Source organism: Salinibacillus kushneri (assembly GCF_900111405.1).
GTDB lineage: Bacteria > Bacillota > Bacilli > Bacillales > Alkalibacillaceae > Salinibacillus > Salinibacillus kushneri.
On the sequence record NZ_FOHJ01000003.1, the window covers coordinates 367,113 to 383,846 of the forward strand.

Here is a 16,734-nt window from a genome sequence, read left to right on the forward strand (position 1 = left end):
GTCTTTCGAATAGAAATTTTAGTAGATTGAGAAAGGAGGCCGTTTTGCATTGAACTTGAAAAAGGTGAGTATATTCGTAGTACTTGTCCTTGTCGCTATCGTTGTCATTATTCCCACAGCTATTGTTACACCCTTTATCGGAGCAGGAACGAATGAAGACTATCAATTAGAAAACGCCACAGCAGAAGATTTACCAGATAAAAAGAAAGCGGAAGAAGACTCCTATGTCGTGTCTGTTTTTCGGTCACAGGAACAATCCGTTGATGATGTGCCATTGGAACAATATGTTGCTGGAGTTGTAGCCTCCGAAATGCCTGCTGAATTTGAGTTAGAGGCTTTAAAAGCCCAATCACTTGCAGCGAGAACATACATTGTAAAATATGTTCTTAATGAAGAAGGGGATGAAAAACAAGATCCCATCACAGACACCGTTCAACATCAGGTATATAAAAGTGAGGAAGAACTGAAGAAGATATGGGGAGGAGATTTTTCCTGGAAAATGGAGAAAATCAAGAAAGCTGTCGCTGCGACTAAAGGACAGATTATTACTTATAAAGAGCAGCCCATCACCCCATCCTTTTTCTCCACAAGCAATGGTTATACCGAAAATGCCGAGGATTATTGGCAAAATCCAGTTCCTTACTTAGTTAGTGTGGAAAGTCCGTGGGACCAGCAGTCACCTAAGTTTAGAGATCAAAAAATTGTAACCATTTCTGAAGCGGAAAAGGCGCTTGGCATTAATTTTGACTCGAATCCGGTTTTAGGAGAAATAAAACGAACAAGCAGCAACCGAGTTGAAACCATGAACATTGCAGGTAAACAATTTACCGGTCGTGAAATTCGTGAGGCTCTGAAGCTACAATCGAGTGACTTTAAAGTCGAGCAAAAAAATCAACATCTCATTTTCACAACTAAAGGAAACGGTCACGGGGTTGGAATGAGCCAATACGGCGCAAATGGTATGGCAAAGGAAGGTCATTCTTACAAAGATATTATCAAACATTACTATAAAGATACGTCTATTTCCAAAATTAAGTCAAATGCTGAACGCGTTACGGTACTTAAAAATTAACGGACCACTAGAGGGTCCGTTTTTTGTTAGCGCATGCGGATGGAGTAGATCTTGAGGTGGCGGAAACAAATTCGCAGTATGTCTGACCTTCTGTTAAAAGAGCATACACCTAAAAACCAAAACCTTTTAAAATTGTACTCAATATCTGAATCAGAAATTATTAAGGGTACACGTTGTCCGAGATGCTCAGCATTGTCTGTTGACCGGATAAATGGTAAATGGATTGGCCATAAGTGTGGATGCACCTCAAAAAAATCACACCTGGAATCTCTTCAGGATTATACCCTGCTTTTCACCCCCCACTATAACCAATCAGCAGTTCCGTGATTTTTTCTCTATCTCCAGCCCATCTACTGCATCTAAAATGCTGGCTGCCTTAAAATATGAAAAGGTGGGACACACAAAGGGGACGAAATATCTTATTCCACTTCATCATTAAAATTTGGAATACTACCCGACCTATAACAGTACTTCCCTTATCTCAAAAGGTATAAAAAATGCTCGGTCTGAAGCCATTATCCAAAAATATATATAAACTTTTCCATAAAAAATGCATAAAAAAAGCTGCATTGTCGAAAAATAAGTCCAAAAAATTTAAAAAATGAGGTATATATCTTGCTCATTCTGCTCAGAATGGTTGCTGAGGTGGTGATAAAATGAATGAGGAAGGTAAAAAGCCTAACTCTAAAAATTCAGCATGGAGGAAGTTAGTACGCAAAAAGTGGTTTTATCCAGCAGTTTATTTAACTTTTGCAGCATTGATTTTAACTGGTGTCATCTGGTATCAAAATACAGCGATTGATTTACCAGAGGAATCCCAGGATCAGACTGAACTTGATTCAGATAAAACAGATCAGGTTGGTGAACGTCCTGAGGGCGATTCAATTCCAGTTATAGAGCAAGATGAAAAAGTTATGATGCCTGTAGCAAATGCAGATGAAACGGAGATTGTAACAAAGTTTTATGACTACAATGCATCAGAAAAAGAGCAAAAGCAGGCACTCGTCCTTTACAATAATAAGTATTACCAAAGTAAAGGAATTGATATCGCATCATCGAATGAAGAACCATTTGATGTAACAGCAGCATTGAGTGGAAAGGTGACCGATGTTAAAGAAGATCCACTACTTGGTATGGTCGTTGAGTTAACACATGAAAATGGTGTAACAACAAACTATGCTAGTTTAGAAGAAGTTACAGTGGATTCTGGTGCAGAGGTTGAACAAGGTGATGTTTTAGGTACTGCTGGTCAAAACCTATATGGACAAGCAAATGGTATTCATGTACATTTTGAATTGCGTAAAGATGGAACCCGGGTAAATCCGGAAGAGTATTTCAACAAATCTTTAAGTGACATTAAACTTCCTTCAGACGGTGCAGATGGAACAGAAGAGGATGAAGCAACCGAAGATGAAGCAACAGAAGATGGAGCAACTGAGGATGAATCATCAGAAGATGAAGGATCCAGTGATGAAACATCTGATCAAGAAGAAAATAACAACAATGACCAAGATGGAACAGAAGATGATGGAAACAGTACAGACGAAGAGGATAACTCTACTGATGTACAACCTGAATCTTCCGCATCCTCTGCAACTGCATAATCTATGAAAGAAAGACTGTCTCCAGTCCCCTTTGTAAAGAATATAAGGGGGAGGCAGTCTTTTTTTTGGTATAGGACATGATAAAGGGAAAGCTTTTATGGATGAAATTTCAGGAATGGCCCTTCGTCAGACCTCCAATCAATCCCCAGAGACTAGCAGAACTTCTTTCACCTCCGTACATCACTAAAATCGAGCATTTCCCGCTTTTGTTCTAGTATTAAAAAATGATAAACTATATTTTGATGCCAAGATCGTCCGAATGTGATTGTTAAAAAATAGCTACTTATAGAAAAACAAGATACACGATTTCCTTTTTGAATAGGGCTGTTTCCATTTTTAAAAAGTGAATTTATTTTATAGGATGCTATACAAGCTGGTGAAATACACGTAGACTCCTGCGGAAAGCGTAGTTTATTTCACCTGTGGCGGAGAAAAGCAACCAAACAATGGTAAAACAATCTTGAATATAATCTATATGGTGATAAATTCGTCTTTCACCATTATGTATAATGACAACAGTAATTTATGGACAATAAAAAATTTTACTTCTGAGTTAAGGATGGATTGGGGTTGATGAATTGCAGGTAAATGAAATCGAAGAACATGCATATTCTATGAAGGATGGTTATTTTTGGCGAATTACTATTAGTCTGGCACTGGCGTCTTTTTTTGTATTTGCCGGAATGTATGCAACCCAACCACTTTTACCTTTATTTGTAAAAGAATTCAATGTCTCTGTATCCGTTTCAACTCTTTCCTTATCATTGACGATTATTGGCCTAATTATAGGATTGATTGTACTTGGATTTTTATCAGATCGTAACGGTCGAACGAGTTTTATTAAACTATCATTAGCGGGAGCAGCCATTCCGTTTATTATCATGCCATTATCCCATTCGTTTCTTTTATTGCTGATTTTACGTCTTATGCAAGGATTTGCATTAGCGGGGCTTCCTGCTGCTGCTCTTGCATATCTCATGGAAGAGATTGATAAAAGCAGTCTTCCTGTAGCTACTGCCCTGTATATTTCCAGTAATGCACTTGGAGGCATGGTGGGACGTGTAATGACGGGTTATCTTTCCGATCATGTTTCCTGGGAAAATGCTTTTTACATATTAGGGGCTGTTGGTTTTATCGTTTTATTAGCGGTATTATTCATGCTTCCTGATTCCCGTTTTTTTACTCCGAGTAAAGCAACCTTTTCAGAGGATATGAAGGGATTTTTCTATCATTTCAAAAATCCAGGGTTGTTATTCATTTGTGGTATAGGGGTTGTTTTGCAGCTTTCTTTTACCGGGATATGGACATATTTGCCCTTCTATATGGAGGCCCCCCCATTTACACTATCTTTAGAAGCCATATCGTATATGTTTTTAGCCTATGGATTTGGGGTTATAGGTTCTCCCATTGCCGGATGGCTTGCGGGGCGCTTTGGGCTTGTTGTCATCCGTCAAATCGGGATTATCGTTATGACTTTAGGGGCACTAATGACACTGTTTCCATCTCTTTGGATTATAATGATTGGACTTTGTGTAACCTGTCTCGGATTTTTTACTGCCCATTCGCTAACCGCCTCATCAGTAGGAATGGAGGTAAGTCATCATAAAGGAAGTGCTTCCAGTCTATATCTTGTATCCTATTATATCGGTGTTTCTTTAGGCAGCTCTGCGATTGGACCGTTGTGGAATGGTTTGGGCTGGCAGGGACTAATTATTACACTAGGGTTCATCCCAGTTATTTATATCATCATTATGGTTTTATATAAGAAAAATAAGTAACATGATAAATAGACTTGTAACTATGTGAAAAAGCTGCAACCTCAATGGACTAAATAACTCAGACATTGAGGTGCAGCTTCATTTTAGTTATGCTGCATTATTTGCGGGATTTCGGATAAATCAATTCCCCAAGCGACAGGGAGCCAGTAGTAAATAGCGAGTGAAACAATCACTATACCGATGATGTTCAGACCAACACCAGCTTTCGCCATATCTGGAATCCGCAAATAACCTGAACCAAACACGACAGCATTTGGAGGTGTGGCAACAGGCAGCATGAATGCACTTGAAGCTGCAACCCCTGCTGCCACCATAACCGCATAGGGATGAATACCTAATGCAACAGCGAGTGATGCCATAATTGGATACATCATATTGGCGGTTGCTGTATTTGATGTCACTTCGGTTAGGAAAATAACCATGGCCGTTACGGCAAGTAATATGATAAAGATATTCACGCCTTCCAGAACGCTTAATTGATTTCCAATCCATTCAGAAAGTCCGGAACCACTGAATCCACTTGCAATAGCGAGACCTCCACCAAATAATAATAGAATTCCCCATGGAAGTTTAACCGCTGTATCCCAGTCTAGCAGATGGTCACCTTTTTGATTTTTGGATGGAATAATGAAAAGAATAACGGCGGCAGTCATGGCAATAATGGCATCGTTAATATTTTCATTAATTTCAGTCAGAACAAAAGAACGACTAATCCATGATAAAGCTGCCAGGACAAATACAACCAAAACCCATTTTTCTTCAAAGGATGCACTTCCTAATTTCTTTTTTTCATCTTGAATGACTTGTCTTCCACCAGGCAGTTGTTTGATTTTTAAAGGATAAGATACTTTCACGAGATAAAACCAAATGATAAAAATAAAGAGCCATGCGATTGGTACACCAAAAAGCATCCATTCTGCAAACGATAGCTCGATCCCATACATGTTGCTAATCGCGCCTGCTAATGCAGTATTTGGCGGGGTGCCAATTAAAGTAGCAATTCCCCCTACAGAAGCGGAGTAAGCAATACCCAGCATAAGTGCTTTACCAAATCCAAAGTTTTCTTTGGATGTATCGATGGAATCCTCATGTTTTAACTGATCAGATACTTGATAAATGATGGCAAGCCCAATGGGAACCATCATCATCGCAGTGGCTGTATTGGAAATCCACATGGATAAAAATCCAGTCGCCACCATAAATCCAAGAACGATTCGCTCTGCATTCGTACCAATAACTGAAATAATCGATAGGGCCATTCGTTTATGAAGATTCCATTTTTCCATGGCTAAGGCAATCATGAACCCGCCCATAAATAGAAAAATGGTATCATCACCATAAGAAGATGTGGTTGTATCAACATCTAAACCGCCAGTTAATGGAAAAAGGATGATGGGGAGTAAGGATGTAACGGGAATAGGAACGGCTTCAGTTATCCACCAGACGGCAATCCATAGTGTACAGGCCAGCACAGCATTTCCGGCGTCTGGCAGTCCCTGTGGATGAAAAAATAAAATGGTTAAAATAAAAAGAACAGGGCCCAGGACTAGTCCAATGATTTGTGCTGGTTTAAATGACCTATTCCCTTCTCCATTTCCATTATTATGACTTCCACTTAGGGTGTTAGGATTTGTACTTTCAGAACCCATTTCGGATGAATTAGGCTGAACGAAAAAACGCAACATTTCCTTTGCCTGATTATGCTTTTCCCATAACCAATTCCAAGTAGCTACGATCATAAAAACATCTCCTTGTTGAAAGACTAGTATTCTTTAAATTTAAAAAATTTGTAACTATTATTGTAAACGTTATCAAAAAATAGTAATTTTTTAAAGAGATTTTAAACCTAAAAATAAAAGATTCCATTTCAACCAACATGTCCAATCACCATTTCCATGGCCGCACCTTCACTCCCATAACGAAACCACAGGTGAAAACGCCACCCAGGTTAATCCATTCCCTCTTTAAAATCCAACAAACACCTTGTCCCACTTGAATTTTAAGCATATTCTCGTCTTGGTGTTAATAAAATGTTACAAACAAACTCAAAGAAAGGTTTGAGGTGGGAAAGTGTGTGTTGCAGCAAAGAATTAGAAGCGAAAGAAAATGGACTCCTAGATGATGGGCAAGTTTTTTGCAAATATCCCAGAAAAATCACCTTGTCTCATTTCACGCCTTTAAGAGATCCAACTCAGGGAGGCGAGTGGTGTGCACGATTACATCAAAGAACGTACGACCAAGATAGGAAGATATATCGTGGAGACAAGGAAGACGGTCCGGGTGATCGCGAAAGAATTTGGCGTTTCCAAGAGTACGGTTCATAAAGACTTAACCGAGCGACTGCCAGAGATTAATCCAGAGCTTTGGAAGGAAGTGAAAGAAATTTTAACCTACCATAAGTCGATTCGACATCTGCGTGGTGGGGCCGCAACGAAGAAAAAATATAATGATGAGGATAAAAAAGAACCGATATCGTAACATTTCTTTTTCCATTATGAAAACGAATGAAACATCCTTTAAGGTAGTTAACGCGAAAGCATTTTAAGAATCAGAAGGTAAAGACAGCTCTGTAAAACATCAGGACTAATGTGCCAGGACTAAGAACCTAACACTTGAACAAACACTCCTTTTAGCCAATACTGCATCGTCAATAAATATCCACCCTAATAACCCAATCATCTCTTAGTGCAGAGCCCCCGAAGCGATAGTTCTCCCGCAATATTAATCAAAAAGCATAAGTCCAGATTATCCGTTTCATCCCTAGGTGCTTCCACTTTACCATATATGGTAAAAATTTTTCGGGAAAATATGAGACGATATGACAATGTTTATGTTAAAATGTAGAAATAGAGTGTGTGATTACGGATAATTTAAAAATGTACAAAGTTACACAGGGAGGACGAATGGTTCATGTTTTCACGGGATATTGGAATAGATCTTGGAACAGCTAATGTGTTGATACATGTTAAGGGAAAAGGCGTTGTATTAAACGAACCATCAGTTGTTGCTATGGATCGAAGCACAGGTAAAGTTTTGGAAGTCGGCGAAGCAGCCCGGCGTATGATTGGACGTACTCCAGGTAACATAGTCGCGATTCGCCCGTTAAAAGATGGCGTCATTGCTGATTTTGACGTGACAGAAGCCATGTTAAGATATTTTATTGAAAAAATCAATGTAAGAGGCTTCTTGTCAAAGCCACGAATTTTAGTTTGCTGCCCAACGAATATCACAAAAGTTGAACAAAAGGCAATAAAAGAGGCGACTGAGAAAAGCGGCGGCAAAAAAGTCTATCTTGAAGAAGAACCAAAAGTGGCTGCCATTGGGGCAGGCATGGAGATTTTTCAGCCAAGCGGTAATTTAGTATTGGATATAGGCGGTGGAACAACGGACATAGCTGTATTGTCTATGGGAGATATTGTCACCGCCTCCTCGATTAAAATGGCTGGGGATACATTTGATAACGAAATCATGCAATACATAAAGCGTAAGTACAAGCTAATGATTGGCGATCGTACAGCTGAAGATATCAAAATAAATGTGGCTACGGTATTTCCGGACAACCGCTATGAAGAAATGGATATTCGAGGTCGGGATCTTGTAACTGGGCTGCCGCGTACCATTACGGTTAATTCAGAGGAAATTAATGAGGCTCTTGCCGAAACGGTTTCGCTAATTGTACAATCTGCAAGAACCGTACTGGAGCGTACACCACCAGAGCTATCTGCAGATATTATTGACCGGGGTGCTATTTTAACCGGTGGTGGAGCATTATTGAACGGATTGGACCAGCTCCTTTCTGAAGAGCTTAAAGTACCAGTTATTATTGCAGAAGAACCAATGTATTGTGTGGCAAAAGGGACAGGCCTTATGCTTGACCAAATTGAAAAATTATCGAAAGTGAAAAATTAACGTAGACTTGCCCTATAGGAGGCGGAAACGATGTTAAGAGGTTTTTATACAGCGGCATCCGGGATGATGTCACAGCAACGTCGTCAGGATGTGTTATCCAATAATATGGCAAATGCTTTGACACCTGGTTATAAAGCAGACCAGACTAGCATGCGAGCCTTTCCTGAGCTTTTAATTGAACGGACAGATTCCAAACAACTCCCTGTGAATCATTCGGTTAATATCCCAAATAATAAGTTGATTGGAAGTTTAAATACAGGCGTTTATATGCAGGAGACGATTCCAGATTTTGGACAGGGTGATTTAAGAGAAACCGGTATGTCCACAGACTTAGCGCTAAGGAACGGACAAATGCCGGATGAAAATGGGTCTCTCTTTTATACGGTACAAAATCAGGATGGTGGTACAAGTTATACACGAAATGGGAATTTCACAATTGATGCGGATGGCTACCTCGTAACGAACAGCGGCCATTACGTACTTGATGATAATGGAAATCAGATTCAGGTTAATCATGATCAATTTAACGTAACGAGTAACGGTGACATTCAAGTGGATGGGGCTACCATTCCATTAGGGATTGTTTATCATCAAAATCCAACAGAAGACTTCACTAAAGGCGAAAACGATTTATATAATATAGATGGGGATGGTGCGGAACCTGTTAACGCACGTGGGATTGGTGGAGTAACGTTTGAAGTCCGCCAAGGCATGCTGGAGCGTTCAAACGTGGACACCGCTCAAACGATGACAGATATGATGCAAACCTACCGTAATTTTGAAGCCAATCAGCAGGTTCTAAAGGCTTACGACAAAAGTATGGACCTCGCTGTAAATCAAATCGGACGTCTTCGCTAAAGGAGGATTATAAACGAAATGCGTAGTTCATTCCTGGCTGCCACAACAATGGGGCAGCTTCAGAAAAAATTAGATCTCATTGGCCATAATCTAGCCAATTCCAATACAACAGGCTATAAGACAAGGACAGCTAATTTTTCTTCTTTGCTGCATCAACAAATCAATCAAAACGGAATAGATGGAGAATCTCCACGTCTGACACCAGAGGGAATTCGTCAAGGAACAGGAGCGAAGTTGGGGCATACCAATGTTCGAATGGATGCTGGAACGATAACTCAAACCGATCGTCCTTTAGATGTTGCGCTTAGTGAAGATTATCACTTTTTTCAAGTGCAAGTGACAGAAAATGGGGAAGCCGAAACGCAATATACACGAGCGGGAAATTTTTATCTTCAGCCGATTAATAATAATCAACAGGTGGCACTAGTAACTTCAGAAGGAAATCCTGTTGTCGGTGAAAATGGCCCCGTTGTACTCCAAAGTGATATGGATGATATTTCCATACAGGATAACGGCAATATTGTAGTCAGAAGAGGGGAACAGCAGGCTGTCGAAGCCTCTCTGGAGATCATGCAAATTGATCGCCCGCGCTCTCTTGAGACAGTTGGCGGAAACCGATATCGCTTTCCGGATAACGTTCCAGAAGCAGATATGACCGCGGTGGTACCAAATGCTACTTTGCATCCAGGGGCACTAGAATCATCTAATGTAGATATGGGTGAAGAACTAACCAATATGATGGAAATGCAAAGAGCATATCAAATGAATTCGAAATCTATTTCGATTGGAGATCAAATGTCCGGTTTAATTAACCAGTTACGTTAGAGTTTTAGTATCAGTCGAATTGGATTCGAATAAATTTTATAGAATGAACGAGGAGCTTCATCTATGGTAACAGAACAAAAAAAGAATCGAACAATGTCGAGAGAAAAGGCAAAAAAGGAAGAAGAAAAAGAAACGAAGCAAGATAAGAAACGAAAACCAAACGCTAAAAATGCCGAAAAAAGATCTAAAAAACCACGTAAACGAATTTTCCCAATATGGCTGCGTATCATCGTGATTGCAATCCTCTGCGCAGTATCATTAGGTCTCGGACTAATGATAGGCTATGGGGTAATCGGTAATGGACAACCGTCCGATGCGTTTGATACTTCAACTTGGCAGCATATAATTGATATTGTCTCACAAGAATAATGCTCAATGGACTTTTTTAATGAAGTCCATTTTTTTCTGCGTAATTATGGAATTTTTGGTATGATGAAAAAGAATAGCTTACATAACTTATTTTACAGATTGATTGTTAATAAGGAGGTCTTTGTAATGGAAATGGACAACAGCCAAATTAAAGAAGTCATTCCACATCGCTATCCATTTTTACTTGTCGATAAAATAGAAGAAGTTGAGCCAGGTGAAAAAGCAGTTGGAATCAAAAATGTATCCGCAAATGAGCCCTTTTTCCAGGGACACTTTCCGGATTATCCAGTCATGCCTGGCGTACTCATAGTCGAAGCAATGGCCCAGGTAGGTGCTACGTCCATTCTACAAAAGGAAGAGAATCAAGGAAAAATCGGCTTCCTTGCTGGAATAGACAAATGCCGTTTTAAGCGCCAAGTAAAACCTGGTGACGTACTTAGACTCGAAGTAGATATTACACGGATTAAGGGCCCGATTGGCAAAGGGAAAGGATATGCAACCGTTAATGGCGAAGTTGCCTGTGAGGCGGAAATTACCTTTGCAATTGAAAAATAAATGTTGATTGGAGCTGCCTCATTTTGTGGTGAGGTAGCTTTTGGATTAGTACTGATTGTGTTTTATACATGAGTTAAACCTTAGCATTAAGATTTAAACAAGCCTACTACAAACCTGTAAAAGTTATAATATAAAGAACCCGCATCATTAGACGCGGGTTTCTTTATATTACTGATCATTTTCATCTTCGTTTAAATCCGCACCGTCACCTTCATTTAGGCCTTCGCCATTACCATTATCTCCATTTTCACCGGTTCCTCCGTCTTCGGTACCGTTTTCGCCATTTTCGTCCTCAGGAAGCATGTCCTCTTCTGTACCATTTTCGTTACCATTATTTTCAGTTCCCGTACCCTGATCACCGGTACCCTGATCACCGGTACCCTGATCACCTGTACCTTGATCACCTGTACCCTGATCACCGCCATTTTCTTCTTCAGTTGGTGTTTCCTCATCTGTTGCCGGAGAATCCTCATTATTATCATCCTGAGCACACCCTACAGCAAGAAATAAGGCTACGAAAGAAACACCAAGTTTCCATAACCATTTTTGTGACATATTCTTTTCCTCCTTAATGAATTAAGTTAGTCATGCGTAGCTTTTCCGAAAAAATTAAAAATATGTCTAAACCTAAGAAATAGGAAAATCATACTTGGGATTAGCTTTATCCATATCACCTGGGAATATATATCTTATTCTTAAACGTCCCCAAAGCCCACAAACCTTAATAAATATATTGTAAAAATTTAAAAATTCTGTTAACTTTTGTCAAACTTTATAGTAAAATAGTCTTGTAATATAATAAAAATGATTTTGTTAGGAGGAGGTAGTTATGCATGTAGTTAATGATTATCGAATTAACCGTAAAACGATGGCGGTTGTTCCTCATTTTGGGCCTGATCATCAAAGTAAAATTTTGGAGACCGACAGAGAATTTTATTGTACAAAAACAGTTAACCAGATCATTGAGAGATCTTGCATAGAAGGCGGCTCAACTATTGCGGGCAGAAGAAAAGCTATGGAAAGAATACTCCATACAAAAGTGAAATTGCCGATACCCATCAATCCGGTTTTGGGAACGTTCTTTTTTCCCAGCAAATCACCGAAAGAGCTAAACTGCTACTGGTTTTCTTTCTTCCACATCGAAGAATACCTCAAATCCAAACAAGGCGGAACCGATATTGTATTCTCTAACCAGACCACAACAGTGATTGATACATCCTTTTTAGCATTTAGAAGGCAAATGTTTTTAACGGCCACTGCCATTGCTGATTTATCCCGTCAAATTTTATGGTTCGATTTTCGTTAAGACGAGACGACATGGAAACAATTAAAAAGGTAAGCGTCTGGTTACGATAATAAAATACATAAGAGGATAGGCCCTTGTAATGATTGAATACAAGGGCTTTTTTACATATATTTTTACTGCCAAACTCAGCTACTGCAAAATTTCCTTTGGCTAATAGCTCCATATACTGTATGTTCCTCTTTAAATACGATAAAATAATGTGGAAAATGAAACCAACATACTTTCCACACGTACAGATTATTGTTATGGATAAATACTGTGAAATCTATATCATAAAAAATTTTGTGCCATTGATAAACGATACATAAAAAGGAGAGACAGGAAATGAAATGGAAAAAGGCAATCGGGATTTTATTATTTGCGACTTTTGTAATGACCGCTTGTACAAACGAAAAGGATCAAGCTGAAGAGGAAGAAGAGGAACTGATTACACCTGTTGAAACGTCACAGGTTGAAGAGGGAACATTGACCATTGAACAGACCTTTTTTGGCCGTGTGACACCTGATCGCATGGCTCAAGTCATTCCCCAAAATGCAGGAGAAATTTCTGAATTAAATGTTGAAAATGGCGATGAAGTTGAGGCGAATGATGTGATTGCCCGTACGTCTCCTGGGAATCTAGCCATTGAAGCACCTATTGATGGTACTGTACAGGATTTAAATGTGGATGAAGACTCGCTCGTTTCCAATCAAGAGCCAATGGCAACAGTCATTGATCTGGATTCCTTAAATGTGAGTATTCAGGCAACATCGGAACAGTTGGACTTATTTGAAAAAGATCAGGAGGTTACGTTGAATTTTTCAACGATTGAGGATGATATAACAGGAACCATTGACAATATATCAGTTAAAACAGATGATACCGGTCTTTATCCGATTACTGCAACAGTTAAAAATGAAGAGCACACCCTTAAACCAGGAATGGTAGCTAAAATCACGATTCCGGAAGACAAAATTAAAGATGCACTAATTGTACCTACAGAAGCGATTATCGAAGAAAATGATAAAAGCTATATATATGTCATCCAGGATAATACCGCTCATTATACAGAAGTAGAAGTGCTCGGAGCTCAAACGGAATCTACAGCTATTAAGGGTGACGTTGAAAAAGGGGCAGAGATTGTAACTAGAGGACAGCTTACCCTCACAGATGGTGGTAAAGTAGAAGTTATGAAGGGGGAAGAGTAAGTGAAACTGGTAGATACTTCAGTACGCCGCCCCGTTGGCGTATTTATGATTGTCGTAGCAATCGTAGCACTAGGGTTTGTTTCCCTTCGTAACCTGACGATTGACCTTTTTCCAGACATAGAACTGCCGGTTGCCGTCGTAGCAACTACATATGAAGGTGCTTCCCCGGAGGATGTGGAGGAGCTGGTTTCAAGGCCAATTGAGTCTGCCGTCAGTTCCATTGAAGGTATCGATACAGTACAATCCCAATCCTCCCAAGGGTCTTCCCTTGTTGTTATGATGTTTAATACTGGTGCTGATTTGGATTCCGCCTTACTGGAGGTGAGGGAGCAGGTGTCCTCTGTGCAGGGCATGCTCCCGGAAACAGCTGGTGAACCGAGTGTACTCCGTTTTGATCCACAGCAAATGCCTGTGATGTGGGTTGGATTAACAGGAGATAACGTAGGAGAATTGCAAAATATAGCGGATGAGGATGTTGTTCCATATTTTGAAAGACAAGATGGTGTGGCTTCCGTAACCGTTGAAGGTGGCACATCCGATGAAATTCAGGTTGAGCTTCAGCAGGATAAGGTTGCACAGTATGGATTAAATACACAGACGATCATTCAAGCTATAGGTGGAGCCAATCAATCCGGCTCAGCAGGCGTGATTGCCAAAGGAAATCAGAATCTGCAAATTCGTATTCAAGGCGATTATGAGTCGATGGATGATATCAAACAAACGATTGTTCAAACACCGAATGGGGCGACCCTTCATTTAGAGGACATTGCTAACGTTAGTCGTGAAACCAAGGATCAAAGCTCGTTATCTTACGTCAATAATCAACCGTCCGTGGTGCTTTCCATCCTTAAGAAAACCGATGGAAATACCGTAGATGTTGCTGATACCATGCATGCAGCCGTTGAAGATATGCAGGAAGAGCTACCTGAGGGTGTAGAGCTTGATGTCGTCTTCGATAATTCTACTTTTATTAAAATGTCGATTGATTCGGTAGTACGTAACATGCTGATAGGAGCTGTATTCTCAGCATTGATTTTACTCTTATTCTTAAAGAGCTTCCGTGCAACCCTGGTTATTGGGCTTTCCATTCCAATTGCCATTATTTCAACATTCTCGCTCATGTACTTTACCGGAGAAACGGTGAACGTACTTACAATGGGTGGCCTGGCACTTGGTATAGGAATGATGGTCGATTCGTCGATTGTTATATTGGAGAACATCGTCTCGTACCGGCAGCGAGGTCATACGTTGAAGGAAGCTGCTAAACGAGGGGCATCCGAGCTGGCACCAGCTGTAATAGCCTCTACAACGACCACGGTTGTCGTCTTTTTACCGATTATATTTGTAGAAGGTATAGCAGCAGAAATGTTTATGCCCCTTGCTTTGACAATATCCTTTGCGTTAATTGCTTCACTGGTCGTTTCCATTACACTTATACCCATGCTTGCTTCTAAACTGCTAACCAAATCCATGCAGGAAGAAGGCAGAAGGTATTGGTTTGATAAACTATTAGGGAAAATTAATGACGGTTATAAAGTGGTTTTAAGATTTGTTTTAGGTCATCGAAAAACAACGATATTTGGGACGATTGCGGCGATTGGGTTAAGTTTGGCTTTAATTCCGGGAATAGGTACCGAATTTATCCCGCAATCAGATCAGGGACAAATTCAAATAAACGTAAATACACCAACAGGTACTCATCTAGAATCAACCGAAGAAGTAGCAGATCAAATGAATGAGAAGCTTGCTAATTACGAAGATGTACTCGAAACCAATTTCGTTACAGTTGGTGACTCTAGTGGCATTGGTGGAGATTCATCATCCAACCAGGCGAGTTACATGATTCAGCTTGTTCCAAAAGAAGAACGAGATGTATCAACAAATGAAGTGATTACACAAATGGATGAAGACCTGCAAAAAATCCCTGGCGCCGAGATAACGGTCAGTGCTATGGGAGGCAGCATGGGTCTGGGATCACCTGTTCAATTGCAAATTTCCGGACCAGATTACGAGGTTTTAAAAGAATTAGGCGATCAAGTCGTGTGGATGCTTGAGGATATTGAAGGAATACACAATCCAGAGTCCTCTGCATCAAAAGGAAGTCCGCAAATCAATGTAAATGTTGACAGAGAAATGGCAGCCCAATATGGCCTAAGCTATCAACAGGTTATGAGCCAGGTACAAACGGGCTTCACAGGGCAAATTGGATCCAGATTCCAAACCGGTGGAAGTGAATTGGATGTTAGGGTTATGATTCCGGAAGATCAACGAACAACCATAGAAGATCTGGAAACATTACCTATTCAAACCCAGTCAGGTTCCATAATTCCGCTGTCAACTGTAGCAGACTTAGAGCAGGTTCAAGGTCCAAATACGATTTCACGGGAAAATCAGCAGCGTCAAATAAATATCACCAGTGAAATTGTTGATCGGGACTTAGGAAGTATTATGAGGGATGTAGAAGACAAACTCGGTACCATGAAATTTCCTGAAGGCTACTCCTATTCTGTTGGAGGGCAGGCCGAGGATATGGCAGAATCATTTGTTCAATTAAGCTTAGCCTTATTATTCTCCATTTTCCTTGTTTATGCAGTTATGGCAGTACAATTTGAGAACTTCCTGCATCCATTTGTTATTATGTTCTCACTACCTGCAACCATTGTCGGTATTCTGGTAGGTCTGTACGTAACACAAACACCTTTAAGCATTCCGGCATTTATTGGGTTCATTATGCTAGCAGGAATAGTTGTTAATAATGCCATTGTACTGGTTGACTATATCAATATTTTGAGAAATCGAGGGCAGGATCGTTACGAGGCAATACTAAACGCAGGACCTAGCCGTTTACGCCCAATTCTCATGACAACCTTAACGACTGTTCTTGGAATGATTCCCCTTGCATTAGGAATAGGCGAAGGTTCTGAAACACAGCAGCCATTAGCCATCGTGATTATTTTTGGTTTGACTGTATCGATGATTTTTACGCTGCTATTGATTCCGGTGGTTTATACGTATTTTGATGATTTTTCCAGGAAAGTTGTTGGGTGGTTTAGTAAAGGAAAAAATAAAGAAGAATGACTTAGTAAAAAAGAAAGGCTGTATCGTACAGAAAGCGGTACAGCCCTTTTATATAGCGGAAGCGGCGAATTTTGTCGATTGCTCAAAATCATCATAAAAGTGAGTGTGTTACTTAATACTAAAAATGAGCATGGTCACAAACCTATAGAAATATGGTAAGATGATAAAAGTGAATTTATGAAAAAGCAGGGA

At 40.0% G+C, this 16,734-nt stretch carries 14 protein-coding genes; 12 read left to right on the forward strand and 2 right to left on the reverse strand.

Going from position 1 to position 16,734, the window contains the following annotated elements:
- Nucleotides 1–49 precede the first annotated feature (49 nt).
- The 3 genes from spoIID (at nucleotide 50) to BMX63_RS06460 (ending at nucleotide 4,454) form a co-directional block, all read left to right on the forward strand.
- Nucleotides 50–1,072 (forward strand): stage II sporulation protein D, encoded by a 1,023-nt coding sequence (gene spoIID, locus BMX63_RS06450; RefSeq protein ID WP_245732739.1) that lies wholly within the window; start codon nucleotides 50–52, stop codon nucleotides 1,070–1,072.
- Nucleotides 1,073–1,728: 656 nt separating this feature from the next.
- Nucleotides 1,729–2,676 (forward strand): stage II sporulation protein SpoIIQ, encoded by a 948-nt coding sequence (gene spoIIQ, locus BMX63_RS06455; RefSeq protein ID WP_093133136.1) that lies wholly within the window; start codon nucleotides 1,729–1,731, stop codon nucleotides 2,674–2,676.
- Between the two features lie 593 nt (nucleotides 2,677–3,269).
- On the forward strand, nucleotides 3,270–4,454 hold the full coding sequence (locus tag BMX63_RS06460) for an MFS transporter (RefSeq protein ID WP_093133212.1): 1,185 nt from the start codon (nucleotides 3,270–3,272) through the stop codon (nucleotides 4,452–4,454).
- A gap of 83 nt (nucleotides 4,455–4,537) precedes the next feature.
- Here the strand turns inward: BMX63_RS06460 and BMX63_RS06465 are convergent, their stop codons facing one another.
- On the reverse strand, nucleotides 4,538–6,193 hold the full coding sequence (locus BMX63_RS06465; RefSeq protein ID WP_093133138.1) for an SLC13 family permease: 1,656 nt from the start codon (nucleotides 6,191–6,193) through the stop codon (nucleotides 4,538–4,540).
- Nucleotides 6,194–6,662: 469 nt separating this feature from the next.
- On the opposite strand from BMX63_RS06465, the gene spoIIID reads away from it, so the two are divergent.
- The 6 genes from spoIIID (at nucleotide 6,663) to fabZ (ending at nucleotide 10,970) form a co-directional block, all read left to right on the forward strand.
- Nucleotides 6,663–6,932: a sporulation transcriptional regulator SpoIIID gene (spoIIID, locus tag BMX63_RS06470; RefSeq protein WP_093133140.1), complete on the forward strand. Its 270-nt coding sequence runs from the start codon at nucleotides 6,663–6,665 to the stop codon at nucleotides 6,930–6,932.
- Nucleotides 6,933–7,364: 432 nt separating this feature from the next.
- Entirely contained in the window at nucleotides 7,365–8,363 is a 999-nt protein-coding gene (gene mreB / locus BMX63_RS06475) for a rod shape-determining protein (protein ID WP_093133142.1), read from the forward strand.
- Between the two features lie 30 nt (nucleotides 8,364–8,393).
- Nucleotides 8,394–9,221, forward strand: a complete 828-nt coding sequence (locus BMX63_RS06480) for a flagellar hook-basal body protein (protein WP_093133144.1) — start codon at nucleotides 8,394–8,396, stop codon at nucleotides 9,219–9,221.
- An 18-nt stretch (nucleotides 9,222–9,239) separates the two neighbouring features.
- Nucleotides 9,240–10,046 carry a flagellar hook-basal body protein gene (locus BMX63_RS06485; protein ID WP_093133146.1) on the forward strand — a complete coding sequence of 269 codons (807 nt, stop codon included), beginning with the start codon at nucleotides 9,240–9,242 and terminating at the stop codon, nucleotides 10,044–10,046.
- Between the two features lie 63 nt (nucleotides 10,047–10,109).
- Complete coding sequence (locus BMX63_RS06490) at nucleotides 10,110–10,415, forward strand: DNA-directed RNA polymerase subunit beta (RefSeq protein WP_093133148.1); 306 nt, start codon at nucleotides 10,110–10,112, stop codon at nucleotides 10,413–10,415.
- Between the two features lie 132 nt (nucleotides 10,416–10,547).
- Nucleotides 10,548–10,970 (forward strand): 3-hydroxyacyl-ACP dehydratase FabZ, encoded by a 423-nt coding sequence (fabZ, locus tag BMX63_RS06495; protein WP_093133214.1) that lies wholly within the window; start codon nucleotides 10,548–10,550, stop codon nucleotides 10,968–10,970.
- Nucleotides 10,971–11,138: 168 nt separating this feature from the next.
- On the opposite strand, the gene BMX63_RS06500 is transcribed toward fabZ, so the two are convergent.
- Nucleotides 11,139–11,525, reverse strand: a complete 387-nt coding sequence (locus BMX63_RS06500; RefSeq protein WP_093133150.1) for a hypothetical protein — start codon at nucleotides 11,523–11,525, stop codon at nucleotides 11,139–11,141.
- A gap of 274 nt (nucleotides 11,526–11,799) precedes the next feature.
- Here BMX63_RS06500 and BMX63_RS06505 point away from each other — a divergent pair, with 274 nt between their 5' ends.
- From BMX63_RS06505 to BMX63_RS06515, 3 genes are all read left to right on the forward strand, one after another.
- Nucleotides 11,800–12,276 carry a competence protein ComK gene (locus BMX63_RS06505; RefSeq protein ID WP_093133152.1) on the forward strand — a complete coding sequence of 159 codons (477 nt, stop codon included), beginning with the start codon at nucleotides 11,800–11,802 and terminating at the stop codon, nucleotides 12,274–12,276.
- A gap of 324 nt (nucleotides 12,277–12,600) precedes the next feature.
- Nucleotides 12,601–13,464 (forward strand): efflux RND transporter periplasmic adaptor subunit, encoded by an 864-nt coding sequence (locus tag BMX63_RS06510; RefSeq protein ID WP_093133154.1) that lies wholly within the window; start codon nucleotides 12,601–12,603, stop codon nucleotides 13,462–13,464.
- Nucleotides 13,465–16,542 (forward strand): efflux RND transporter permease subunit, encoded by a 3,078-nt coding sequence (locus tag BMX63_RS06515; RefSeq protein WP_093133156.1) that lies wholly within the window; start codon nucleotides 13,465–13,467, stop codon nucleotides 16,540–16,542. It begins immediately after the preceding gene.
- The last annotated feature ends 192 nt before the right edge of the window (nucleotides 16,543–16,734 follow it).

Coding starts and splice junctions, on each gene's coding strand:
- BMX63_RS06480 (WP_093133144.1), top strand. CDS start 8,394: ATGTTAAGAGGTTTTTATACAGCGGCATCCGGGATGATGTCACAGCAA.
- BMX63_RS06490 (WP_093133148.1), top strand. CDS start 10,110: ATGGTAACAGAACAAAAAAAGAATCGAACAATGTCGAGAGAAAAGGCA.
- mreB (WP_093133142.1), top strand. CDS start 7,365: ATGTTTTCACGGGATATTGGAATAGATCTTGGAACAGCTAATGTGTTG.
- BMX63_RS06505 (WP_093133152.1), top strand. CDS start 11,800: ATGCATGTAGTTAATGATTATCGAATTAACCGTAAAACGATGGCGGTT.
- BMX63_RS06510 (WP_093133154.1), top strand. CDS start 12,601: ATGAAATGGAAAAAGGCAATCGGGATTTTATTATTTGCGACTTTTGTA.
- fabZ (WP_093133214.1), top strand. CDS start 10,548: ATGGACAACAGCCAAATTAAAGAAGTCATTCCACATCGCTATCCATTT.
- BMX63_RS06500 (WP_093133150.1), bottom strand. CDS start 11,525: ATGTCACAAAAATGGTTATGGAAACTTGGTGTTTCTTTCGTAGCCTTA.
- BMX63_RS06465 (WP_093133138.1), bottom strand. CDS start 6,193: ATGATCGTAGCTACTTGGAATTGGTTATGGGAAAAGCATAATCAGGCA.
- BMX63_RS06485 (WP_093133146.1), top strand. CDS start 9,240: ATGCGTAGTTCATTCCTGGCTGCCACAACAATGGGGCAGCTTCAGAAA.
- spoIIQ (WP_093133136.1), top strand. CDS start 1,729: ATGAATGAGGAAGGTAAAAAGCCTAACTCTAAAAATTCAGCATGGAGG.